Origin of the sequence: Bradyrhizobium sp. HKCCYLS20291, from assembly GCF_051167715.1 — a bacterium.
In the GTDB taxonomy this organism is placed as follows: Bacteria; Pseudomonadota; Alphaproteobacteria; order Rhizobiales; family Xanthobacteraceae; genus Bradyrhizobium.
On the sequence record NZ_JBNPTO010000006.1, the window covers coordinates 290,410 to 313,390 of the forward strand.

General features: G+C 66.5%; 18 protein-coding genes. 11 read left to right on the forward strand and 7 right to left on the reverse strand.

Annotation, left to right across the window (positions count from 1 at the left end; all coding sequences use genetic code 11):
- Positions 1–286 precede the first annotated feature (286 nt).
- The 5 genes from ACQR07_RS16400 to ACQR07_RS16420 form a co-directional block, all read right to left on the reverse strand.
- Positions 287–877, reverse strand: a complete 591-nt coding sequence (locus ACQR07_RS16400; RefSeq protein WP_434903391.1) for a TRAP transporter small permease subunit — start codon at positions 875–877, stop codon at positions 287–289.
- Positions 878–884: 7 nt separating this feature from the next.
- The gene (locus tag ACQR07_RS16405) at positions 885–1,886 is read right to left on the reverse strand and encodes a TRAP transporter substrate-binding protein (protein WP_434903263.1); all 1,002 of its coding nucleotides are present in this window, start codon (positions 1,884–1,886) and stop codon (positions 885–887) included.
- Between the two features lie 262 nt (positions 1,887–2,148).
- Complete coding sequence (locus ACQR07_RS16410) at positions 2,149–3,804, reverse strand: hydantoinase B/oxoprolinase family protein (RefSeq protein WP_434903264.1); 1,656 nt, start codon at positions 3,802–3,804, stop codon at positions 2,149–2,151.
- Between the two features lie 2 nt (positions 3,805–3,806).
- Positions 3,807–5,891 carry a hydantoinase/oxoprolinase family protein gene (locus ACQR07_RS16415; RefSeq protein WP_434903265.1) on the reverse strand — a complete coding sequence of 695 codons (2,085 nt, stop codon included), beginning with the start codon at positions 5,889–5,891 and terminating at the stop codon, positions 3,807–3,809.
- 926 nt (positions 5,892–6,817) lie between these two features.
- Positions 6,818–7,321 (reverse strand): DUF6789 family protein, encoded by a 504-nt coding sequence (locus tag ACQR07_RS16420; protein WP_434903266.1) that lies wholly within the window; start codon positions 7,319–7,321, stop codon positions 6,818–6,820.
- A gap of 90 nt (positions 7,322–7,411) precedes the next feature.
- On the opposite strand from ACQR07_RS16420, the gene ACQR07_RS16425 reads away from it, so the two are divergent.
- The 4 genes from ACQR07_RS16425 to ACQR07_RS16440 all read left to right on the forward strand — a co-directional run bounded on the left by ACQR07_RS16425 (position 7,412) and on the right by ACQR07_RS16440 (position 10,830).
- The gene (locus ACQR07_RS16425) at positions 7,412–7,921 is read left to right on the forward strand and encodes a Spy/CpxP family protein refolding chaperone (RefSeq protein WP_434866673.1); all 510 of its coding nucleotides are present in this window, start codon (positions 7,412–7,414) and stop codon (positions 7,919–7,921) included.
- Positions 7,922–8,023: 102 nt separating this feature from the next.
- The gene (locus tag ACQR07_RS16430) at positions 8,024–10,006 is read left to right on the forward strand and encodes a DEAD/DEAH box helicase (protein ID WP_434903267.1); all 1,983 of its coding nucleotides are present in this window, start codon (positions 8,024–8,026) and stop codon (positions 10,004–10,006) included.
- Positions 10,007–10,059: 53 nt separating this feature from the next.
- Positions 10,060–10,461 (forward strand): DUF2177 family protein, encoded by a 402-nt coding sequence (locus tag ACQR07_RS16435; protein ID WP_434903268.1) that lies wholly within the window; start codon positions 10,060–10,062, stop codon positions 10,459–10,461.
- 84 nt (positions 10,462–10,545) lie between these two features.
- Entirely contained in the window at positions 10,546–10,830 is a 285-nt protein-coding gene (locus ACQR07_RS16440; protein WP_434903269.1) for a type II toxin-antitoxin system ParD family antitoxin, read from the forward strand.
- Between the two features lie 249 nt (positions 10,831–11,079).
- On the opposite strand, the gene ACQR07_RS16445 is transcribed toward ACQR07_RS16440, so the two are convergent.
- Complete coding sequence (locus ACQR07_RS16445) at positions 11,080–11,739, reverse strand: peroxiredoxin (RefSeq protein ID WP_434903270.1); 660 nt, start codon at positions 11,737–11,739, stop codon at positions 11,080–11,082.
- Positions 11,740–12,103: 364 nt separating this feature from the next.
- Here ACQR07_RS16445 and ACQR07_RS16450 point away from each other — a divergent pair, with 364 nt between their 5' ends.
- The 7 genes from ACQR07_RS16450 to ACQR07_RS16480 all read left to right on the forward strand — a co-directional run bounded on the left by ACQR07_RS16450 (position 12,104) and on the right by ACQR07_RS16480 (position 20,988).
- Entirely contained in the window at positions 12,104–12,667 is a 564-nt protein-coding gene (locus ACQR07_RS16450; RefSeq protein WP_434903271.1) for a hypothetical protein, read from the forward strand.
- A 184-nt stretch (positions 12,668–12,851) separates the two neighbouring features.
- Positions 12,852–13,976, forward strand: coding sequence for a S1C family serine protease (locus ACQR07_RS16455; protein WP_434903272.1), 1,125 nt, complete (start codon positions 12,852–12,854; stop codon positions 13,974–13,976).
- 74 nt (positions 13,977–14,050) lie between these two features.
- The gene (locus ACQR07_RS16460) at positions 14,051–14,779 is read left to right on the forward strand and encodes a hypothetical protein (protein WP_434903273.1); all 729 of its coding nucleotides are present in this window, start codon (positions 14,051–14,053) and stop codon (positions 14,777–14,779) included.
- 224 nt (positions 14,780–15,003) lie between these two features.
- On the forward strand, positions 15,004–15,180 hold the full coding sequence (locus tag ACQR07_RS16465; protein WP_434903274.1) for a DUF3311 domain-containing protein: 177 nt from the start codon (positions 15,004–15,006) through the stop codon (positions 15,178–15,180).
- On the forward strand, positions 15,170–16,660 hold the full coding sequence (gene mctP / locus ACQR07_RS16470; protein ID WP_434903275.1) for a monocarboxylate uptake permease MctP: 1,491 nt from the start codon (positions 15,170–15,172) through the stop codon (positions 16,658–16,660). The genes ACQR07_RS16465 and mctP overlap by 11 nt, the downstream gene beginning before the upstream one ends.
- A 132-nt stretch (positions 16,661–16,792) precedes the next feature.
- Positions 16,793–20,326 (forward strand): NahK/ErcS family hybrid sensor histidine kinase/response regulator, encoded by a 3,534-nt coding sequence (locus ACQR07_RS16475; RefSeq protein WP_434903276.1) that lies wholly within the window; start codon positions 16,793–16,795, stop codon positions 20,324–20,326.
- A complete protein-coding gene (locus tag ACQR07_RS16480; protein WP_434903277.1) occupies positions 20,323–20,988 on the forward strand; it encodes a LuxR C-terminal-related transcriptional regulator in 666 nt (221 codons plus the stop codon). The genes ACQR07_RS16475 and ACQR07_RS16480 overlap by 4 nt, the downstream gene beginning before the upstream one ends.
- Positions 20,989–21,068: 80 nt before the next feature.
- On the opposite strand, the gene ACQR07_RS16485 is transcribed toward ACQR07_RS16480, so the two are convergent.
- Entirely contained in the window at positions 21,069–22,925 is a 1,857-nt protein-coding gene (locus ACQR07_RS16485; RefSeq protein ID WP_434903278.1) for an alkaline phosphatase family protein, read from the reverse strand.
- Between the last annotated feature and the right edge of the window lie 56 nt (positions 22,926–22,981).

Below are 22,981 nucleotides of genomic sequence, written 5' to 3' on the forward strand. Positions count from 1 at the left end.
CATGCCAGACGGCGACGAGCGTCGCGAACGGCGTCGCCGTGATGCGCGATGATGGTGCGGCGTAGGCGCTGTAACCTCGCCCCGCTTGCGGGGCCGCGACGAGCTTCGCTCGCGCTGAGAGCTCGGATTGCATCGTCAGATGCAATCCGGGTGAGGGGGTACAGCTCTTTCCACGTACACTTCCGGTGCGTCTGCCCCTCACCCCAACCCTCTCCCCGTGAAGAACGGGGAGAGGGAGCGCACCGCCTTCGGTGCGAGATCACGGACCTGGAATGAGATTGCTTCCTCATTCGACCGGCGACGCCTTCATGCGGTGATCCTCCAGCGGCAGGCCCAGCGCAGCCTGGATCGCGCGTGCCAGGAATTGCAGGGTCAGCAGCAGCATGCCGAAGGTGACGACGGCTTGCGGAAACCACAGCGGCGTGTCGCTCGAGGTCGATACCTGGCCGCGGATGAACGATCCCCACGCGAACTTCGTCATCGCCGAGGTGAGGAACGCCATGAAGGCGAAGCCTGCCGCGGCGGCCAGCACCTCCAGCGCGCGCTGCAGCGGCGCCGGCACGTTCTTCAACAGCAGCACGACGCGGATGTGGCCGCCGACCCGCAACGTCATGGCGGCGCCGAAGGTGAACGAGGCGGCCATCAGATAGGACGAGTATTCCCAGGCGATCGAGATCGTCGGCGGGAAGAACGGCAGCACGTTCGACAGCGCCCGCGTGATGACCTCCGCCAGCATCAGCGCTGTCAGCGTGAGCAGACAGCCGCCGCCGATCCAGCCATCGAGCCGGCCGAGCCGGTCGATGACGTCGAGCAGGATGCGCAGCGGCGCGGGCGCCGCTGCGTTGAGGCTCGCCCGATCGCCCGGCGACGGCTCCATCACGCCCTCAGCCACGCTTCATCTCGGCGAGATACGCCTTCACCGGAGCTTCGGCAGCCGGCACGCGCTTCAGGAAGGCCTCCATCTGCGGCGCGGTCTTGGCACGGATTTCCGTCATCATCGCATCCGAGACCGGCACCACCTCCATGCCGCCTTCCTTCAGCCGGTTGAGGCTGTCGACGTCGGCCTTGACCGAGTTGGCCCAGAAGGTCGGCTCCATCTTGGCGGCGATGTCGGCGATGATCTTCTGCTGCTCGGGCGTCAGCGCTTTCCAGGAGTCGAGGTTGACGTTGAGCATCTGCGACGACCACACATGGTTGGTCGGGTAGACGTATTTGAGGAACTCCCAGAACTTGCCGTCGACACCCGAAACCGACGAGGTCGAGACGCCGGCGACCGCGCCAGAGGCCAGCGCCGGGATCGTCTCGCCCCAGGGGATCATCACCGCGGCCATGCCGATCGCGTTGAGCATGTCGACCGCGTTCTTGTCGGGCACGCGGATCTTGATGTTCTTCAAGCCCGCGACGTCCGATGTCTTGACCTTCAGATGCAGGTACTGCGTCGGCCACGGCACGATGTAGAGGATCTTCTGGTTGTTGCGTGCGGCGATCTTGTCGTATTCGGGCCGGACGTATTTGTGCAGAGCCTTGACCTCGTCGATCGAGCCGGCGAGGAACGGAATGCTCTCGACGCCCATGAACGGCTCGTCGCCGACCTGCTGGATGTTGAGCACGTCCGCCAGCGGCACCAGGCCATCGCGAATGGCGCGCAGATGCTCGGGGCCCTTGAAGCCGAGCTGGCCGCCGGCCTTCACGGTGATGTTGACGGCGCCGCCCGTCTGCTTCTTCACCTCCTCGGCAAAGGCCATCGCGTTCTGGGTATGGAAGTTGCCCTCCGGCCAGACCGTCGACATGTCCCAGTTGGTCGTGGCGGCCCGCGCTCCGGTCGAGAGCTGGGTGCCGGCGAGCAGGGTGGCTGCCCCTGCCGTGAACGTCCGTCGTGTGATCATCGGTGTCTCCGGTTGGTTGTGATGCGAGGGGGAAAATTCACGCCTGTTAGTTGGATCCCGGCTGGCGTCGCGAAGGCAGTGCGCTCCCTCTCCCCGTTCATACGGGGAGAGGGTTGGGGTGAGGGGCAGCCACGCCCACCAGACTCGCGGAGAGAGCCCCTCACCCAGATTGCATCTGCGATGCAATCCGGCCTCTCCCCGCAGGCGGGGAGTGCCGCGCGATGTGGACTCAATCGAGCATCCGCAACAGAGAGGAGCATCATCACCGCGCCTGTCCGTAGAGCTTTGCCGCATTGTCCGCCGACACCAGCCCGCTCTCGACGTCGCTCTGCACCAGCTCGGTCGCACGTTCCCGGGGATCACCAATGCCCGCACCGCCCGGCGTCAGCACCACCAGCCGATCGTCCGGCGGCACGGTCTGAAAACCCTTGCCGCGCAGCTTCTGGCCCGATGCGAGGCCGACATAGCCGGCCTCGCCATTATGGCCGCCGTCGCGGCCGCGGGGCGGGTGGTCGATGCGGTCGAAGGCGGCGAGGATGTCGAATGGCGCATCGACGCCGCTGCCGACCTCGATGATCTGGCCAAGGCCGCCGCGGGTGCGCCCGGCTCCGCCGGAGTCCGGCCGCAGCTCCTTGCGCCAGAAGATCAGCGGCGTCTGCGTCTCGGCGATCTCGACCGGCGTGCCGCGCACGCCGCTAGGGTAGGCGGTGGCCGACAGTCCGTCCTTGTCGAAGCGCGCGCCGGTGCCGCCGTTCGAGGTCACCGCCATCGAGAACCCGTAATTGCCGCCGGCGCCGGAGCGGGTCTGGCCGCGGACGTTCAGATTCCACAGGCACGACGTGCCTTCGGCTGGCACACGCTCCGGGATGATCTGGCGCAGGCAGCCGAACACGACGTCGGGCAGCATCTGGCCGATGACATGGCGCGAGGCGACCGGCGCGGGTTTTGGCGCATTGAGGATCGCGCCCGACGGCGCCGACACCGTCAGCGGCGACAGCGAGCCGGCATTGTTGGGGATCGCGGACGCCACGACGCAGCCGAGGCCGAACACGGTGTAGGCCGTGGTGTAGGACAAAGGCACGTTGATGCCGAACTTCGAGGCTTTCGACGTGCCGTCGAAGTCGACATGGATTCCCTCATCCGAGATCGTCAGCGCCGCCTTCAAGGTCACCGGCGCATCATAGCCATCGACCACCATCTCGTTGCGCCAGGTGCCTTTCGGCAGCTTGGCGATTTCGGCGAGAACAGCCTCGCGCGAGCGGTCGCAGACGTAGTCACCGAGCTCATCGAGCGAAGAGATGCCGAACTCGGTCATCATCTCGACCAGGCGCTGACAGCCGACATCGTTGCAGGCGGCGAGCGAATAGGTGTCGCCTTCGGTATCGACCGGCAGCCGCGTGTTCGCCCGGATCATCGCCATGAGCGTCTCGTTGACGACGCCCTGGTCGATCAGCTTCAGCATCGGAATGTACAAGCCCTCCATGAACACGTCGGTGCCATCGGGGCCGAAGCCGATGCCGCCGATGTCCATCAGATGGCTGGTGCAGGAAAACAACGCGACCGGCTGGCCGTCCTTGAAGCAGGGCGTGGTGACGACGAAATCGTTGAGATGACCGGTGCCCATCCAGGGATCGTTGGTGATGTAGGCATCACCAGGCTTCATCGTGTGAAGCGGGAAGTGGGCGATGAAGTGCTTCACCGACTCGGCCATCGAATTGACGTGACCCGGCGTTCCGGTGACGGCTTGCGCCAGCATGCGGCCCTTCAGATCGAACACGCCGGCGGAGAGGTCGCCGCATTCGCGCACGATCGGGCTGAAGGCGGTGCGCAGCAGCACCTGGGCCTGCTCCTCGACCACGGCGATCAGCCGGTGCCACATGATCTGCAGGTCGATCAGGCTGGTTTGTGACGCGCTCATGGTCAGGCCGCCTTCCGTTCCATGACGATGCTGCCCGCACCGTCGATATGCGCGTCGAAGCTGTTGGAGATGAAGGTCGAGGTCTCGTCCTCGGCGATCACTGCAGGTCCTGCGATCACCGCGCCCGGCGTCATTTGCTCGCGGCGATACAGCGGGATCTCGACGAAGCGGCCGGCGCGGCCATCGAAGAATTTGCGATGACCGGAGGCCGCGCCTGCCGGCTTGCGGATGACCTCGGCGATCCCTTCGGGCTGGCGGGCGTCGGTCGTCGCCAGCACCGACCAACTCAGCACCTCGATCGCAGCGCCTGGGATGGCGCGCTCGAACAGCGCGGCATAGCCAGCCTCGAAGGTCTTGCGCAGCGCAGGAAGGTCTTCGGTGGTCAGTGCCCGGTTCGGCAGCTCGACACTGATCTCGTGGCCCTGGCCGACATAGCGCATGAAGGCCGCGCGGCGCTCGCGCACCGGAGCACCGGCTGCGCCCGGCTCGACGAGAGCGCGGGCTTCATCGGCCATCTCCTGCAACAGAGTCGAGACGAGCGCCGTGTCGAAATCATCCAGCCGCGCATGGCGGCTGCGCACCAGCTCATAGGCGATCGGCGCGGCGAGGAAGCCGACCGCGGAGCCGACGCCGGCATTGGACGGCACGACCACCCTGGCGACGCCGATCTTCTCGGCAACGCGGGCGGCATGCAGCGGTGCGGCGCCGCCGAACGCGATCAGCGTGTGCTGGCCAATCACGGCACCGCGTTCGACGGCATGGACGCGCGCCGCGCTCGCCATGTTCTCGCAGACGACCTCGTGCACAGCATAGGCCGCGGTCTCCGCATCGAGGCCGAGCGGGGTACCGACGTCGTGGAGCAGGGCCTGCTTGGACAGTTCGGGATCGAGCTTGATGGTGCCGCCGGCGAACGCATCGGGGTCGATCATGCCGAGCGCGACGTCGGAATCTGTGACGGCCGGACGCCGACCGCCGCGGCCGTAGCACGCCGGGCCCGGTTCGGACGAGGCGCTCTCGGGGCCGACGGTGACGCGCTTCATCGCATCGATCCGCGCGATCGAGCCGCCGCCGGCGCCGATCTCGACCATCTCGATGACGGGAATGCGCACCGGCAGCCCCGAGCCTTTGAGGAAGCGTGCAGCGCGATCGACCTCGAACACGCGCGAACTCTCCGGCTCGAAATTCTCGATCAGGCAGATTTTTGCTGTCGTGCCGCCCATGTCGAACGACAGCACCTTGCGCTCACCGAGTCGCGCGGCAATTTGGCCGGCAAAGATTGCGCCGCCGGCGGGGCCGGATTCGACCAGGCGCACCGGGAAGCGGCGCGCGGTGTCGATCGAGGTGACGCCGCCGCCCGAGGTGACCAGATAGATCGTGCCGCGGAACTGCTCGATGCGCAGCGCCTGATCCATGCGGGCGAGATAGCTGTCCATCAGCGGCTGCACATAGGCATTGGCGACGGCGGTGGAGGTGCGCTCGTATTCCCGGATTTCGGGACACACGGCGGACGACAGTGTGATCGAGACGCCGGGCAGCTCCTCGGCCAGGATCTCGGCGGCACGCCGCTCATGCGCGGGATTGGCGTAGGCGTGCAGGAAGGCGACGGCGATGCTGGCGACGTCGAGCGCGCGCAGTTGCGGCGCGAGCGCGCGCATCGCCGCTTCGTCCAGCGGCAGCCTGACCTCGCCATGGGCATCGACGCGCTCGGGCACGGTAAAGCGCAGGCTGCGCGGCACCAGCGGCTTCGGCTTGTCGATCGCGAGATCGTACTGGTCGTAGCGGCTCTCAGTTCCAATATCCAGAACATCGCGGAAGCCCGACGTGGCGATCAGCGCGGTCCTGGCGCCGCGCCGCTCAATGATCGCGTTGGTCGCGAGCGTCGTGCCGTGGATGAAGACGTCGACGTCGGAGATGTGGGCCTTGGCATCGGCCAAAATGAGCCTGACGCCGTCGAGCACGGCCTGTTCGGGCTGCGTCGGCGTGGTCAGAAGCTTGCGCGTCCGGCGCTCCTGGCCGATGTCGAGAACGATGTCGGTGAACGTTCCGCCGATATCGACGGCCAGCCGGACTTCGGCTCCCTCAAGCATTCGATGGTCTCCGCAAGCGACGAATTGATGTGCGATTTGAGCAAGTCCCATGCCATTGCGCCAGCGGAGATGCGTCTTGCTGCTCTGCGAATTTGCGATGCGGACTTGAGGTCGTGATGTCGTGCGAGCTCAACCTTGCTGATGGTCGTTGTATTTGTTCGGTGGCGGCATCGACTTGACTTCGCGTCGCGCGCTTCGGTGCCAATGATACTCCCCGCCGTCGTCCCGGCGAACGCCGGGACCCATAACCCCAGGGAGTGGTTCGGGGCAGGCACGTCGTTACACACCGTCCGTCTTATGTCCGCCGCGGAGTATGGGTCCCTGATCGGCGCCACGTCGCGCTGACGCGCGCCGTGGCTTGTCCGGGACGACAGCGGAGATTGGGACGCGCACGGCGCATCTCATGGACATGCGTAATCGGCCCCGCGGCACTCACGGCCCGAGCTCTGCGATCAGTTCACCCTCCGCAAACGAGAGGGTGCAGGGAATGCCGGGTGAGGGCCTCACCCATGGCCCGCCTGCGAAAAGAATGCAGGCGGCAGTACCACAGGTAAAGCCGGTCAACCGGCATTCCCTGCGCGGTGTCTTCACGCTTATACGCAGTCTCCCTGGTGCGCCGGGCTTGTTGGCCACCATGCCGCGACAACGCGCTGACGCGCATTGCGCGGGTGACACCAGCTTCGGGGTGTCAGGACGCTGCGACTTCACGTCCGCAACCATACCGGTCGTCTGCGCTTTCAGCGCGTCCGACATGACAGCGGCACCGCATCCCGCACCCGACGTTCGTGACGACGCGTACGTCCCTCTGCATGGGGCAGGACGACGCGGATCATACACCGTTTCTGCAAAAGCGAAAGAGAAATATTCTGCTTTGTCGAAATTGACCCGGGCCGTCTCGAGACAGGGGAGCCGCCGCGCGCGGCGCCTCAATCTTCCTGACGTGGCGTCTGCAGGGCTGCATAGACCACGCCGAGGACCAGGCTGTAGGCCTCGACCATGGCCAGCGAGAACAGCGCCGGGCCTGCACCGAGGCCGAGCGACAGGCCGAATGGCCCGAGGCCGATAGCTGGAAACAGCGCGATGCCGAGCAGCAGCCAGGCGGCAAGGCCGAGCAGGAAGCCCTTGGCGAGGCCGCTGCGTCCCGGCAGGCGGTGGAAGAAGTGCCCGAACAGCAGGCCGATGATGAAGGCGCCGTTGAGCTGCGAGAGCAGCCACAGCGGCGCCTGAACATGCGTCACGTCGAGCAACAGCGGCGAGAGCGTGTCGAGCAGCGCGGAGGAGGGATCGAACTGCGGCAGCACATGCAGCGCGGTCTTGAGCTGCATCAGGCCCATATGCGCCAGTGTTCCGCAGCCGGACGCCACCAGCGACGACCATATCCAGCGATAGCTGCGCTTCGTTCGCGTCGCGTCAACTCGCCGGTGGCGCATGACGGTTCCGTTGATCCTGCTCAATCAGCTGCGTTCGCTGCCCGCTTAGTTTGCACGAACTCATTGATGTCACGTCAAGGGAGTTCCACCATGCGAGCAGATCCACGCGCGTTGATCCTGGCCGCCGCAGTCGTGGCGGCGACCGCTGCACCATCCTTCGCCCAGCCGGGCGCGGGAGGACCGCCGGGCTGGGGCCCGGGCATGATGATGGGGCCGGGGATGATGGGCGGCCGGGGCTTCGGCTTCCTCTGCAATCCCCGCATGGCCGGATTTGCCGAATGGCGCCTGTCGCAGATCGAGAGCGCGATCAAGCCGAACGAGACGCAGCGGGCGCGGCTCGACGATCTCAAGGCGGCCTCGGCGAAGGCGGCCGATCTGATCACCAAGGACTGTTCGACGACGCCCCCCGCGAAGGCGACCGAACGTCTCGCATTCGCCGAGCAGCGCCTGGACGCGATGCAGCAGGCGATCAAGCTCGTGCGGCCGGCGTTCCAGGCGCTTTATGATTCGCTCGACGACAAGCAGAAGGCGGCCATGGATGCCAGCGGTCCACGCAACTGGGGCTGGCATCACTGGCACTGGCCGTGGGCCGAGGACTGACCGCCCGGGCGTCTCCGGCGAGGGGGCAATTGGGGTTTCAGCCCTCGTGTTCCGGCGCGGCATGGCGTAAAGCAGCCCGACCGAAACGAGGTTTCCCCCCAATTGTCCTTTCCCGTCACTTCTCCGCCGCTCGCCCGCGCGCTGGCCGAGCGCAACTTTGACAATCCCACGCCCGTGCAGCTCGCGGTGCTCGATGACGAGGCGGTCGATCGCGACCTCCTGGTCTCGGCGCAGACCGGCTCCGGCAAAACCGTGGCCTATGGGCTGGCGATGGCCGCCAATCTGCTCGGCGAGGCCGAACGGTTCGGGACGGCCGCGGCCCCGCTGGCGCTGATCGTGGCGCCGACCCGCGAGCTGGCGCTGCAGGTGCAGCGCGAGCTGGCGTGGCTGTATCAGCATGCCGGTGCGCGCGTGGTCTCCTGCGTCGGCGGCATGGATCCGCGCCGCGAGCAGCGCGAGCTGGAGGCCGGCGCCCACATCGTCGTCGGCACGCCCGGACGCCTCTGCGACCATCTCAGGCGCGGGCGGCTCGACATTTCGGAATTGAAGGTCCTGGTGCTCGACGAGGCCGACGAGATGCTCAATCTCGGCTTTCGCGAGGATCTGGAGTTCATCCTCGAGACCACGCCCGAGACACGGCGGACGCTGCTGTTCTCGGCGACGTTCCCGCGCGGCATCGTGGCCCTGGCCAAGGAGTATCAGAACGACGCGTTCCGGATCGAGGTCGAGGGCGATGAGGGCGGGCACGCCGATATCGAGTACCGCGCCATCCGCATCGCGCCCGGCGATGCCGAGCATGCCGTGGTCAATCTGCTGCGCTTCTACGAATCGCCGAGCGCCATCGTGTTCTGCAACACCCGCGAGGCCGTGAGGCATCTGCAGGCGGCGCTGCTGGAGCGCGGCTTTTCGGTGGTCGCGCTGTCGGGCGAGTTGACGCAGAACGAGCGCACGATGGCGCTGCAGTCGCTGCGCGACGGCCGCTCGCGCGTCTGCGTGGCGACCGACGTCGCGGCGCGCGGCATCGATCTCGCCAACCTCGATCTCGTCATCCATGCCGAACTGCCGAACGATCCCGAGGTCATGCAGCATCGCTCAGGCCGCACTGGACGGGCCGGGCGCAAGGGCGTCAGCGTGCTGCTGGTGCCGCCGGCGCGGCGGCGCCGCGCCGAGATGCTGCTGAGCCTCGCCGGCGTCGAGGCCGTCTGGGGCACGGCGCCGCAGGCGGACGAGATCCGCAAGCTCGACCAGCAGCGCATGCTGCAGGATTCGATCTTCACCGAGGAGACGACGGCGGACGATCTGGCGCTTGCGCAGCTCCTGCTCGCGCAGCGCTCGGCCGAGGACATCGCCGCCGCGCTGGCGCGGCTCTATCGCGCCCGGCTGCCGTCGCCGGAAGACATCCTCGATGCCGTCGAGGATCGTGGCCGGTCGCGCAACGAGCGCAGTCGCGATCCGGTCGCGCGCGGTGCTCGCGACACCGTCGCACGTGGCGATGATCGCGCGCCGGCGCCGCGGACCAAGGGCGGCAAGCCATCGCGTCACGGCATGGGCGAGCCCAGCGTCTGGTTCCGGGCGTCGATCGGGCGCAAGAAGAATGCGGAAGCGCGCTGGCTGCTGCCGATGATCTGCCGGCGCGGCAGCATCGACAAGCAGGACATCGGCGCCATCAAGATCTCGGATACGACGACCGAGTTCGAGATCGCCGCGCGCGTCGCCGATCGCTTCGTTGCGAACATCCGCCGTCCCGACAAGGAGGACACGATCCGCATCGAGCCGCTGGCGGGCGCGCCGTCAGGGCAGGGGTCATCCGAAAAGCCGCGTCCAGACAAGCGGCCGCCGCGGCGCGAGGCGGCGGAGAGCGCCTACCATCCGCTGCAGCGCGACGAGCCTCGCGAGCGAGAGGATGCCAAGCCGCGCAGCAAGCCGAAGCGCGACGGCTCGTCGCAAGGCCGACCTGAGCCGGCCTTCGTGAAGAAAAACAAGCACGGCGACAAGTCCAGCCACGGCGCACGGACGTTTCCGGACAGACACGCGCGGGCGAAGCCGCCAGGTGGCAAGAAGCCCAAGACCAAGCGTCGCGGTTGACCGCTCCGCGTCAATTCGGGCGCAACCCGCGCACCACCAAGGAGAAGCCGCGCATGAGCCGCTACGCCGTCCTGTATTTCGCCACGCTTGCGGTGCTGCTCGCCTTCGACATCCCGTTCCTGAGCATGGTGGCGAAGGGCTTTTTCCAGTCGCAGGTCGGCGAGATGCTCGGCGAGATCCGCCCCGTTCCGGCGGTGCTGTTCTATCTGATCTATATCGCGGGCGTGCTGATCTTCGTCAACGGCACGGCCGACGCCACCTGGCGCTCGACCTTGCTCTACGGCGCGCTGTTCGGCCTGTTCTGCTACGCGACCTTCGAGCTGACATCGCTCGCGATGCTCAAGCATTGGACCTGGGCGGTGGTCGCCGTGGACATGAGCTGGGGCGTGTTCATGACCGCGGTGTCGGCGACCTTGGGGCTGTTGATCGCTGACTGGGTCACGCCGCGGGGCTGATCTGGTCCTCGCTGGTAAGTCTCGCGACAAAAGCGGAAGTCTCTGGCATAATCAGGCTCATCACGCAGACAGCGGGACCTTCCGATGCCGGTACGAAACGTCGTCCTGACCGACGATCAGGACAAGGTCATCCAGGATCTGGTGGAGTCTGGCCGGTACCAGAACGCGAGTGAGGTGCTGCGCGATGGGCTGCGTTTGATCGAGCAGCGCGAGGCTGACGACGCTGTGACGCTAAATTCCCTGCGCGAGGCGGCCCAGGCCGGCTTTGCTGCGCTGGATCGCGGTGAGTTCAAGGAGTTTGCGTCCATCGACGAGCTTCAAGCCTATCTCAATGGCCTTTCGGACAAGCTGATCAGTCGCGAAAAGTAACAGCTGCGGATGCCGGGCTCGCGCGGGAGCACCTGATGATGGGAGAGACGTGGCGGATTCGTCTCAGTGCCGTCGCAGAGCTCGACTTCGCGAACATCCTGAAATGGACGGTGGAGAATTTCGGCCCGCGTCAAGCCGAGCTGTATCGCGACACGCTGCTGCGCGCGATCGGAGATTTGGCGCATGGACCTGCCGCGGCATTCGCCCTTCCCATCCGAGAAGGGCGAATGAACGCGTCAGCTCAGGCTCTCACTTCGGCTGCGGCACCACGCGCAGATACGGCTTCGGAGCCTTCCAGCCGTTCGGGTAGATCGTCTTGGCCTCGTCGTCGGACACGGAGCCGGCGATGATGACGTCCTGGCCCTGCGTCCAGTCCGCAGGCGTGGCGACGCGGTGCTTGGCGGTGAGCTGCAGCGAGTCGATGACGCGGAGAATTTCCTGGAAGTTGCGGCCCGTGGTCATCGGGTAGACCAGGATCAGCTTGATCTTCTTGTCCGGGCCGATGATGAAGACGTTGCGGACGGTCAGGTTGTCGGCGGCGGTGCGCTTGGCCGGATCGCCTGATACGGCGGCGGGCAGCATGTCGTAGAGCTTGGAGACGTTGTAGTCGGTGTCGCCAATCATCGGGTAGTTCGGCGCGGCACCCTGCGTCTCGCGGATGTCCTCCGACCATTGCGCATGCCTGTCGACCGGATCGACCGACAGGCCCATCAGCTTGACGCCACGCTTGTCGAACTCCGGCTTGAGCCGCGCCAGCGCGCCGAGCTCGGTGGTGCAGACCGGGGTGAAATCCTTCGGGTGCGAGAACAAGAGCGCCCAGCTGTCACCGATCCAGTCGTGGAATTTGATCCTGCCTTCGGTGGTCTCAGCTTCGAAGTCGGGGGCGGTGGAGCCGATTTGAAGTGCCATGGGAGTCCTCACGTGATCTGAAAGAGGGCGACTAAATTGTTCTATCCACTATAGGAAATACCGTCTGACATGGGAACCGTTCCAGAAAAAAGAGAACATCGTTCTCCTGCAGCTCGCGCGCGCAACAACTTCTTTTGAGTTACCGCCCTGCGGCGAAACATCCGTGAGACTACCGGCCGCCCAGATTTCGCCATGTCTCGGTCGCAACACGCCGCCCCCGCGACGAGCCGCTTTGAACCGTGATCCGGGTCACTGCGGCAAATGGGCAACCGATACAAAAACCCACTGCAGCGTTTCGAACCGTTAACCACTCGTTCAGACGCGCGCCGACAAGGTGGGTCAACACAGCAACTGAGAAGAGAACATGGCTACCTCTGCACCAAAAACCATCGATGGTCTGGAACCGTCCTCGTGTGACACCGCCGCATCCGCGCTCGCGATCGTGCGCGACGGCGTGATCACTGGAGAGGGGCCGACCACCGCAGGGCGCGTGCATTTCTCCCGCATGCTCGACGCTGAAGACGCCGCCTGGTGCGCACGCATCCTGACGGCTGCCGCGATCAACGACGCGCCGGTCAGCCGCGCCGAGGCCGAGACGCTGTTCGAGATCGACGCCGCCGCGACCGAGCGCAAGGACGATGGCCGCTTCGAGGATCTGCTCGCCAAGGCGATCGCGCATCACACTGCAGCCGCCTCCGGCCTGCCGGTGCCGCCGCGCAACGTCGCGCTGTCGCCGGACACGGCAATCGAGAGCTGGGCGCCGATCAATGCGCGCGGCGTCCGCACCGATGCGCTGGAATGGGTCGCCAAGCGCATGCGCGGCAAGCGCCAGGGCAACCGCACCCTGCGCGCGATGGTCGCGACCCTGGTCGGCGTCACTGTGCTGCCGCTGTCGCAACTGCCCTCGATGATCGACATCGGGATGTAAGTGCGCCGCGCCCATCCGGTCGTGTGAATTCGAAGAGCGCGATGGTCCCATCGCGCTCTTTTCTTATCTCGGGCCATCATGGCTTGCCGTTCAACATGTTGCGGCCCGATGCTCAGCCTCTTGATGATGCGTGGCGGCCGGTCAATAGATCGGTCGTGATGGGACCCAGCACGGAGTTCACGAGATGAGCCGATGGAGCTTTCCCGCGCGCCTGCTGGCGGTGGCGGCGACGGCGCTGGTGCTCATGATGGCCTGGCAGACCTTTCCGCTGATCCAGGCTGAACTGCTCGGGATGCGCGCCAAGCCGCGCGACATCACGCCGCGCGGCGATCTGGCCGCCGACGAGAAGAGCACGATTGCGCTGTTCGAGGCCCGCAGCGGCTCCGTGGTCTTCATCACGACGGTTCAACAATCGGTGAATCCGTGGACCGGCAATTCGCAGCAGGAGCGGTCCGGCACCGGCTCGGGCTTCGTCTGGGACGAACTCGGCCACGTCGTCACCAACTATCACGTCATCGAAGGCGCCACCGAGGCGCTGGTCAGCCTCACCGATGGCCGCTCGTTCCGCGCGGCGCTGGTTGGCGCCAGTCCGGAGAATGATCTCGCGGTGCTGGTGATCGGCGTCGGTGTCGACCGGCCGAAGCCGCTGCCGATCGGCACCAGCGCCGATCTCAAGGTCGGGCAGAAGGTGTTCGCGATCGGCAACCCGTTCGGCCTGAGCAGCACGCTCACCACCGGCATCGTCTCCGCGCTCAACCGCAATCTCCAGGTCACGCAGGACCGGACCTTGAACGGCCTGATCCAGACCGACGCCGCGATCAATCCCGGCAATTCCGGCGGCCCGCTGCTCGACAGTGCCGGCCGGCTGATCGGCGTCAACACCGCGATCTACAGCCCCTCGGGCGCGTCAGCCGGCATCGGCTTCGCCGTGCCAGTCGACAAGGTCAACCGCATCGTGCCGCGGCTGATCGCGAGCGGCCGATATGTCAGCCCGAGCCTGGGAATTAGGACGGACGCGAAGGCCAACGAGGCGCTGGCGTCGCGGCTCGGCGTCTCCGGCGTATTCGTGCTCGACGTCGAGCAGGATTCGGCGGCCGAGAAGGCCGGGCTGATCCCGGCGCGGCTCACGCGCGACGGCGGCTTCGCGCTCGGCGACGTGCTGCTCGCGATCGACGGGCAGGCGGTGGACTCTCCCGACGACATGACGCGCGCGCTGGAGAGCAAGTCGCCGGGCGACCGCGCCGTGCTGCGCGTGCTCCGCAACGGCAAGACGATCGAGGTTCGGGTGACGCTCGATGTCGCACGATGAAGACTTGATCGGGCAGGCGAGGCCGTGGACGGTCTGACCATGAGACGTCGCCGCATCCGACATCGCGAGCTTGCATGGCAACCCTGACCGGAGCTCTCGCCGCGATCCTCTGGGGCGTCGTCTGTGCGCTGCCCTATATCTGGAACAGGCGCTACCTTCCGCGCGTGCTGTTGAGCGCGTTCGCGCCAGTGGCGTTTCAGCTCTGGCTGCTGTGGGGCCTCAAGGGCGCCTGGTTCGCGGTCGCCAGGGATTTCGAATTCAATCGCGATCTCGCGCTCGAGATTGTGGGTGGGCTGTGCGCGGCGCAGGTGAGGCTCGTGCTGGCGCATTGGGGCATCGGGACGGCCCGTGATCACAGCCTCATCGATCGTTTGCGCCCTCTGTCGCCCGTGGTGCTCGTGCCGGCGTCCTTCGCAGCCGCTGCGCTCGCCACATACCTCGCCCTCGAGTGGACGTCGGGCTTCGAGTTCGAACCGCCCATTGCAATCGTGGTCGTGCTGATGTCCGGCGTGATCTGTCTGGCCTGGTTCTCCCGGATCAACACGATCGCCTTTGTCTGGACCGGGGCGCTCGGCGGCTATCTCGGCAGCTTCGTCGCCGCGTTGCACCGCGAATGGGACATGATCGTCGCGGGAGTGCGCCTCAAGCACTACGAGTATGCGACCGGGATGCTCATGATCCCGGAATACTTCCTGTTCGCGGCAGCCGGCGCGCTGGCGGCCGCGTTGACGATCGGGCTGTCGTTCGCCGCGCTGAAGCTGCGGGACCTGCGAGAGGCCGAGGCTGTCGGCTCGCCCGACTGATCCCAGAGTGGGACGCATTACCGTCCGCCAGATCATCCGCATGGACGATGTGCCTGCCGGCTCAACGTGACCGGCCGTGCGGCACGGCTGCACGACCGGCGATACGAAAGTATGGGGGGAGCGCGGAGCGAATGTAGGGGGCGGGGAGAGCGTCGATTGGAGCTATAGCGGGCACAAGTGGTGCGCATTGAATCGTGCACCGTTCTCACACAGGGGAGGAGAGCTTGATACGTCTGCTACTGCTGCTGCCTTTCATCGGGTTGATGATTGTGCCGTTCTACAACATCCGGGAGCCGATGCTGTCCGGCTTTCCATTCTTCTATTGGTATCAGCTCGCCTGGGTGCCGCTGACCTCGCTGCTCACTTACATCGTCTACAGGAGCGCGCGCGATGCTGACTGATGTCGACGGCCCGGCCTTCGCCGTATTCATTGCCTTCTTCGTGCTCGTCACCGCCATGGGCTTCGTCGCCGCGCGCTGGCGCAAGCCGGAGACGCTCGCCCATCTCGACGAATGGGGCCTCGGCGGCCGCAAGTTCGGGACCTGGATCACCTGGTTCCTCGTCGGCGGCGACTTCTACACGGCCTATACCGTGATCGCCGTGCCGGCGCTGGTCTATGCAGTCGGCGCCTACGGCTTCTTCGCGCTTCCCTATACGATCATCGTCTATCCGTTCGTGTTCGCGGTGATGCCGGTGCTCTGGAAGGTCGCGAAGGAGAGGGGCTATGTCACCGCCGGCGACGTCGTACGCGGGCGCTACAATTCGCGCAGCCTCGAGCTTGCGGTCGCGGCCACCGGCGTGGTGGCGACGATGCCCTATATCGCGCTGCAGCTGATCGGCATGGAGGTCGCCATCAAGGCGCTCGGCCTGCATGGCGAGCTGCCGTTGATCGCCGCCTTCCTGGTGCTCGCGCTCTACACCTATTCGTCGGGCCTGCGTGCGCCGGCGCTGATCGCCTTCGTCAAGGACATCATGATCTACATCGTGGTGATCGCTGCGATCGCGATCGTGCCGGCCAAGCTCGGCGGCTATGGCGAGATCTTCACCGCGGCGGATGCCGCATTCAAGGCCAAGGGCTCCGGCGGCACGCTGCTGTCGCCGGCGCAGGTGCTGCCCTATGCCTCGCTTGCGTTCGGCTCGGCGCTCGCGGCCTTCATGTATCCGCACACGCTGACCGGCATCTTCGCTTCGGCCGGCGGCAACACCATCCGCAAGAACGCGATGCTGCTGCCCGCCTATACGCTGCTGCTCGGGCTGCTCGCCTTGCTCGGCTACATGGGCCACGCGGCGGGGCTGAAGCTCGCCAGCAACAATGACGTGGTGCCGGCGCTGTTCAAGACCTTGTTCCCGGGCTGGTTCGCCGGCTTTGCCTTTGCCGCGATCGCGATCGGCGCGCTGGTGCCGGCCGCCGTGATGAGCATCGGTGCGGCCAATCTGTTCACTCGCAACTTCTGGAAGGTCTGGATCAACCCGGCGGTCACGCCGGCGGGCGAAGCCCAGGTCGCCAAGATCACCTCGATGCTGGTGAAGGTCGGCGCGCTGCTGGCGATCCTGTTCATGCCGACGCAGTTCGCGCTCGACCTGCAGCTGCTCGGGGGCCTGTGGATCCTGCAGACGCTGCCGGCGCTGGTGTTCGGGCTGTATCTGAGCTGGTTCTCCAGCACGTCGTTGCTGGTCGGCTGGGCGGTCGGCCTCACCGCCGGCTCGTGGCTGGCGTGGTCGGACGGGCTGAAGCCGCTGCACAGCATCGACTTCGGCGCGGGCAAGGTCGCGATCTATACCGGCCTGCTGGCGCTGGCCCTCAATATCGTGGTCGCGGTCATGGTCAATCTGGGGCTCAAAGCCCTCGTGCAGCCGCGCCCGGCCCATGAGGCGGCCTGAGCCAATGGCGACGATCGGCGGCCGGATCCCGCATCCGGCCGTCGCTGGACGCCCCTTGGTTTCGATGATGCTCTAGGATAGACGGCCCACGGCGCCCAACGCGTCGTGGGCCTTTTCATCAGTGAGGCGTCCTTGCAGGGCTGGTTCGTTCTCGCAGTCTCGGCGACCTATGTGACCGCGCTGTTCCTGATCGCCTGGTGGGGCGACCGGCGCAGCGCCGACGGTCCGTTGGCGCCAGCGAGCTCGCGGATCGCCGCGGTCAGCTATTGCCTGACGCTTGCCGTCTACAACACGTCGTGGAGCTTCTACGGCTCCGTCGGCCGCGCTGCGACCAGCGGGCTGGATTTCGTCACGATCTACGTCGGCCCGACCCTGGTGCTGCTGTTCGGCCAGCCGCTGCTCGCCCGGGTGATCGCGATCGCCAAGGCGCAGAACGTCACCTCGATCTCCGACTTCATCGCCGCGCGCTACGGCAAGAGCCAGTCTCTGGCAGCGCTGGTGACCTTGGCCTCGCTGCTCGGCGTGCTGCCCTACATCGCGCTGCAGCTGAAGGCCGTCGGCAAGAGCTTCGACTACCTGATCCTGCAGCCGGAGCGGGCGAGCATCGCCGCGATGCACTTCTGGCAGGACTCGGCCTTCGCGGTCGCGGCCTCGATGGCGCTGTTCGCGATCGTGTTCGGTGTGCGGCATGTCCATGCCAGCGAGCATCATCGCGGCCTGATGCTGGCGATCGCCTTCGAGAGCGTGGTCAAGCTGGTCGCGTTCCTGATCGTGGCGCTGTTCGTGCTGTTCGGCATCGCCGGTGGGCCCGGCGAGCTGTGGACGCAGTTGCGGACCGATCCGCAGCTCGAGCGGTTGCTGGCGTTCGACATCAGCCAGCCGGTGTGGCCGGCGACCATCATCATCTCCGCGATCGCGTTCCTCTGCCTGCCGCAGGCCTTCCATGTCGCGATCGTCGAGAACGAGCAACCGTCGCATACCCGCACCGCGGCCTGGCTCTATCCGTTGTATCTCGCCGCGTTCAGCCTGCTGATCCTGCCGATTGCCGCCGCCGGGCTGACGCGGTTCGGCGGCATGATGGATTCCGACACCTATGTGATCTCGCTGCCGATCGCCTCCGGCGCGGAAGCCGTCAGCATGATCGCGTTCCTCGGCGGCCTGTCGGCCGCGACCGGCATGGTAATCATGACCGCGGTCGCGCTGAGCACGATGCTCTGCAACGACGTCATCATGCCGCTGCTGCTGCGCTGGCGCTTCCTCGGCCGCCACGCCGTCGACTGGTCGGTCTCGCGGACCCTGATGGCGGTGCGCCGGCTCTCCATCGTCGGCATCCTGCTGCTGGCCTATCTGATGCACCGGCTGATCAACCAGGGCTATCCGCTGACGGTGATCGGGCTGCTGTCGTTCGTCGCGGTGGCGCAATTCGGTCCGGCCTTCATCGGCGGACTGTTCTGGCCGCGCGCCAACAAGGCGGGCGCCTCGATCGGGATCGCGGCCGGCTTCGTGATCTGGGCCTACACTTTGCTGCTGCCGTCGGCCGGCCTGCTGTGGCCGGCGCTTGCGCCGGTCGCACGTGACGGGCTGCTGCCATGGCTGAGGCCCAGCGCGCTGTTCGGTCTCGAAGGTCTCGACCCGATCTCGCATGCAACGCTATGGAGCCTCGGCGCCAATATCGCCTGCTTCGTGCTGTTGTCGCTGCTGGGCCGGCAATCGACCGTCGAGCGCAACCAGGCGGCCGTCTTCACATTCGGCACGACGCGCGAGGCAGTCTCGACGCTGTCGTCCCGTGTGGTGATCCGGCTGGATGATCTGCGTTCGCTCGCAGTCCGTTTCGTCGGCGCCGAGCGCGGCGGCGCTGCCTTCGACGCGTATCTGGCGGAGCGGCGCGCCGGACGCGCGCCGCCGCTCGATCCGTCCGGTCTGGTCGACCTCGATTCGATCCGGTTCACGGAAAACCTGCTCGCCGGCGCGATCGGCGCGGCGTCGGCGCGCGTGGTGATCGCGGCCTCGCTGGAGGGACATTCGCTGTCGCGACGCGCGGCCATGGCGATGCTCGACGAGGCGTCCGAAGCGCTGCGCTTCAACCGCCACCTGCTGCAGAGCACGCTCGAGAGCGTGCCGCAGGGCATCTGCGCCTTCGACGCCGATTTCAACATCTCGGCCTGGAACGGCCGCTTCATCGAGCTGCTCGATCTGCCGCGTGACCTCGTGCGCGTCGGGCTGCCGCTCGCCGATCTCATCGCCTTCAATGTCGACCGCGGCGAATATGCGGCGTCGGAGTTCGCCGCCCTGCTGGTCAATCGCGACGTCGCGACACAGCAATGGCCCTATGTCTACGAACGCACCCGGCCGGACGGCACGGTGCTGGACATCGTCTATGACCGCATCGCCGAGGGCGGCTACGTCTCGACCTATACCGACGTCACCGAGCGCCATCGCGCGGCAGAGGCGCTGCGCAGTGCCAACGAGGATCTCGAACGGCGCGTGCGCGAGCGCACCGAGGCGCTCGAACGCGCCAAGGCCGACGCCGAGCGGGCCAATGTCGGCAAGACGCGCTTTCTCGCTGCGGCGAGCCACGATCTGCTGCAGCCATTGAACGCAGCGCGGCTGTTCCTGTCGGCGCTCGATGAAAGCCTGCGGGTTCACCCCGCCGACGACAAGCAGCGGACGTTGACCGGCAGCGCGATCACGGCGTTGCGTTCGACCGAGCACATGCTCGACACTTTGCTCGACATCTCCTCCTATGATTCCGGCGCGGTGCGCGCGGAGCTGGTCGACTTTCCGATCGCGGATCTGCTGGCGCAGCTCAGCGTGGAATTCGCAGCGATGGCCCGCGAGCGCGGACTGGCTCTGCGGGTGGTCGATTGCGCCGGCGTGGTCCGCAGCGATCCCAACCTGTTGCGGCGCATCTTGCAGAACCTGCTGTCGAATGCGCTGCGCTACACGCCCAGGGGACGCATCCTGCTGGGCTGCCGGCGCAGCGGCGGCCAACTCCGCATCGAGGTCTGGGACACCGGCGTCGGCATCGCGGAGACAGACCGCAGCCGGATCTTCGAGGAGTTCCAGCGGCTGTCGCCGGGCACCGACAAGGGCCTCGGCCTCGGGCTTGCGATCGTCGACCGGATTTCGCGTTTGCTCGGACACACGATCGATGTGCGCTCACGCCTTGGCCACGGTTCGTGCTTTGCCGTCACGCTTCCGCTGGTCTCTGGTCCTGGCATCTCACTGCGCACCGCGCGCGCCTCCGTCGCTCCGTTGTCGGACGAGCAGCCTTTGACCATCCTCTGCCTCGACAATGATGCCGCGATCCTGGAGGGGCTCACGGCGTTGCTCGGCGGCTGGGGACATCACGTCGTGACCGCGGCCGATCCCGCGGCGGCGATGGCGGCTGCCGCCGAACGGCGGCCGGACGTGGTGCTGCTCGACTATCACCTCGATGGCCGCTGCAATGGTCTCGAGGTGCTCGACGATCTCAGCCGCGGCGCCGCGGGCGACGTGCCAGCGTTGCTGATCACGGGCGACCGCAGCGAGGCGGTTCGTGATGCGGCGAAGGCCCGCGGCTGCGACATTCTGCTAAAGCCGGTCAAGCCGGCTGCGCTGCGCCGCTTCCTCGGTCGCGAGGCGGTGCGCCGGCGCGTGACCCAACAGGACCCTCACGCGGCATGACCACACGCATCGTCATCGGCGACGACCATCCGATCGTCCAGGCAGCGCTGCAGAGCGCGCTGTCCTCGGTGCTGCCTGAGCTCGAGATCATTCCCTGCCAGTCGCTCGACGAAATTCTTGCGGCCGTGCCGGCCCGCGTCGACGACATCGATCTGATCCTGCTCGACCTCGGCATGCCCGGCGTGCAGGGTTTCGCGGCGCTGTTCATCCTGCTTGCGCAATTTCCGACCATTCCGGTTGCGATCATTTCGGCGCGTCAGGACGCGGCCACGATCCGCCGCGCCATCGCCTACGGCGCGTCGGGCTACATCCCCAAATCGCTGAGCCTGCCGGTGATGGCGGAGGCGATCACGCGCATCCTCGTCGGCGAGATCTGGATGCCGCCGAATATCGGCGGGCGCGGCTCGGTTCAGGGCGAGGACGTGGAATTGGCGGCGCGCGCAGCCTCGCTCTCGGCGCAGCAGCTCCGCATTCTCGCGATGATCGTCGACGGCAAGCTCAATAAGCAGATTGCTGGCGAGCTTGGCATCGCCGAGCAGACGGTGAAGGGCCACGTCTCGACCATTTTGCGAAAGCTGGGGGTCGGCTCACGGACGCAGGCTGCTGTCCTTGCCGAGCGGCTGGCCTTCGGCAGTGCAAGGACCATTGCAGGCCCCGAGTGAGACAGCGACGGCAGTGGTTCGACGAGACATGCCCCGTGCTTCCACGGGGCAATCTCGTGATCGAAATTGCGGTCGGCGGACTACCTCGCCGCCGCCTTCTGCTTCGGCGCCTCGTCATCCAGCCCGACCGTGCGGCCGGGGAAACCGGCGACGTCGAAATAGCGCTGGGCGCCGACGCGCTGCAGCTTCAGCACGGTGCGCAGGCCTCCTGAGGCTGGGTCCGACTTGATGACGTCGGACGTGGCCCTCGGCGTCGCGCCGTTCGGCATTGCTTCGGTCATCACGCGGCCGATCAGTCTGCCCTTCGGCGCGACCTTGAGGTCGAGGAGTTTTGCCGCGGTGATTCCGACATCGGCATTGCTGACGGGCAGGGGATCGACGAAGCCAGCCTTGAAGTCGGGACCGATGGCGGCCATGAAGTTGTAGGTGTCGCCGCGGCTGAACGAGCCGTGCATGCCCTGGCCCTGGCGCAGCACGGTATCGGCCACCTCGACCGAGCAGTTGCTTGGTGCGTCGCAGCCCGGCGCGACATAGGAGCGGAAGTTGACCACGATCGCCGGGTGCGGCGTCACGGCCTTGCCGTCGAGATTGACGACCGACAGCGGCAGGGTGCCGGGGATCTCGCCGAGCTTGTCGTCGACGAAGATGCCGGAGACGTAGTCCTGCTCCAGCAGCGCCTTGACGGTGCGGCGGGCCAGCTTCTTGTCGTTGTTCGGCAGGTAGATCAGGTCGGAGCCGCCATTGGTTGCGACGATGAGATCAGGCTTGGTCGGATCCTTGCCGAGCACGCCGTTGCCGGCCTTCGGGTGCTTGCCGGCGGGCACGGCCGCGTTCTTGTCGTTGGGATCGAACAGCGGCAGGTCGAGCGCCCTCGCGAGGTCGAGCGCCAGGAAGCCCATCGGCAGGAAGTCCTTCGGCGTGTCGTCGTAGCTGACCTTGGCGGAGGGCGAGGTCTTGCTCTCCTTGGAGATGGTCGAGAAGCCGTGGTCGGCCTGCACCATGATGTTGGTCGAGGCGGCGAGGCCGAGATCATCCAGCGCCTTGCGCAGCGCGGCCAGATTGTCGTCGGCGTTCTTGATGCCGGCCATCGAGGTCGGGCCGTTGATGCCCGGGGTGATGGTGTTGAGGCTGTCGCCGTGATTGTGCTGGCTGCCGTCGGGATCGCGCGACCAGAACACCAGGACGAACGGCTTGTTGCGCGCCTTGAACATCGGCAGCACCACCTTGGTGGCGACGTCGACCATATAGGCCTGCTGCGCGACGTTGGCCGAGGTCGTGCCCGGCGTCTTGGCGTCACCCGCCTTGCCGTTGTCGCCGCGCGGCGGCGTCGCCAGGGGCAGGCCGGCCTTGCCGATGGCGTCCCTGACCTCGGCGGTGAGCGCCACGCCGTTCTTGCCGCCGGTGGAATCGTCGATCACGATCGAGGAGGTTGCGCCCGGCTTGCAGGGGCAGGCGGTGTGGTCGAACAGATAGGTCGGGCCGAGCTTGCCGATCGCCGCCGTCGAATAGCCGGCCTTGCGGGCGAGCTTCAGAATCGTGTCCTCGTTGAGGTAGTCGCCATTGAAATGCTCGTCGATGTCGCCGAGCACGGCGTCGTTCTCGATGAAGGGCACCACGGTGTCGCCGGCAGGGGCCGAGGTGTAGCCGGTGAAGATCGTGTTCGAGAATGTGCCGGTATCGCCGAGATAATGCCCGGTGGCCATCGCCGAGCCGTTGGCCATGGTGAAGGTCGGGAACAGCGAGTGCGAATTCTTGAAATTGACGCCCTTGTCGCGCACCGCGGCCATGGCCGGAGCGGTCTCCGGCGTGACCTTCAAGGCGCGCAGGCCGTCGGGAATGAACAGGATCAGGTTACGGGGGGACGCGTTCTGCGCAAACGCGGCACTGGACGACAGCAAGGTCAGTCCGGCGCACAGCAGCACGAGCGGGCGGCGCATTGAAAACTCCTGGAAGCAATCGGCGGAATCGCGGCGTGTCGCCGCAGGGAAGAGCT

What these genes read in the sequence shown, in the direction of transcription:
- mctP (WP_434903275.1), top strand. Translation starts at nt 15,170, where the DNA reads ATGCTGACTGATGTCGACGGCCCGGCCTTCGCCGTATTCATTGCCTTC.
- ACQR07_RS16440 (WP_434903269.1), top strand. Translation starts at nt 10,546, where the DNA reads ATGCCGGTACGAAACGTCGTCCTGACCGACGATCAGGACAAGGTCATC.
- ACQR07_RS16460 (WP_434903273.1), top strand. Translation starts at nt 14,051, where the DNA reads ATGGCAACCCTGACCGGAGCTCTCGCCGCGATCCTCTGGGGCGTCGTC.
- ACQR07_RS16425 (WP_434866673.1), top strand. Translation starts at nt 7,412, where the DNA reads ATGCGAGCAGATCCACGCGCGTTGATCCTGGCCGCCGCAGTCGTGGCG.
- ACQR07_RS16400 (WP_434903391.1), bottom strand. Translation starts at nt 877, where the DNA reads ATGGAGCCGTCGCCGGGCGATCGGGCGAGCCTCAACGCAGCGGCGCCC.
- ACQR07_RS16485 (WP_434903278.1), bottom strand. Translation starts at nt 22,925, where the DNA reads ATGCGCCGCCCGCTCGTGCTGCTGTGCGCCGGACTGACCTTGCTGTCG.
- ACQR07_RS16455 (WP_434903272.1), top strand. Translation starts at nt 12,852, where the DNA reads ATGAGCCGATGGAGCTTTCCCGCGCGCCTGCTGGCGGTGGCGGCGACG.
- ACQR07_RS16410 (WP_434903264.1), bottom strand. Translation starts at nt 3,804, where the DNA reads ATGAGCGCGTCACAAACCAGCCTGATCGACCTGCAGATCATGTGGCAC.
- ACQR07_RS16405 (WP_434903263.1), bottom strand. Translation starts at nt 1,886, where the DNA reads ATGATCACACGACGGACGTTCACGGCAGGGGCAGCCACCCTGCTCGCC.
- ACQR07_RS16450 (WP_434903271.1), top strand. Translation starts at nt 12,104, where the DNA reads ATGGCTACCTCTGCACCAAAAACCATCGATGGTCTGGAACCGTCCTCG.
- ACQR07_RS16420 (WP_434903266.1), bottom strand. Translation starts at nt 7,321, where the DNA reads ATGCGCCACCGGCGAGTTGACGCGACGCGAACGAAGCGCAGCTATCGC.
- ACQR07_RS16445 (WP_434903270.1), bottom strand. Translation starts at nt 11,739, where the DNA reads ATGGCACTTCAAATCGGCTCCACCGCCCCCGACTTCGAAGCTGAGACC.
- ACQR07_RS16480 (WP_434903277.1), top strand. Translation starts at nt 20,323, where the DNA reads ATGACCACACGCATCGTCATCGGCGACGACCATCCGATCGTCCAGGCA.
- ACQR07_RS16415 (WP_434903265.1), bottom strand. Translation starts at nt 5,891, where the DNA reads ATGCTTGAGGGAGCCGAAGTCCGGCTGGCCGTCGATATCGGCGGAACG.
- ACQR07_RS16435 (WP_434903268.1), top strand. Translation starts at nt 10,060, where the DNA reads ATGAGCCGCTACGCCGTCCTGTATTTCGCCACGCTTGCGGTGCTGCTC.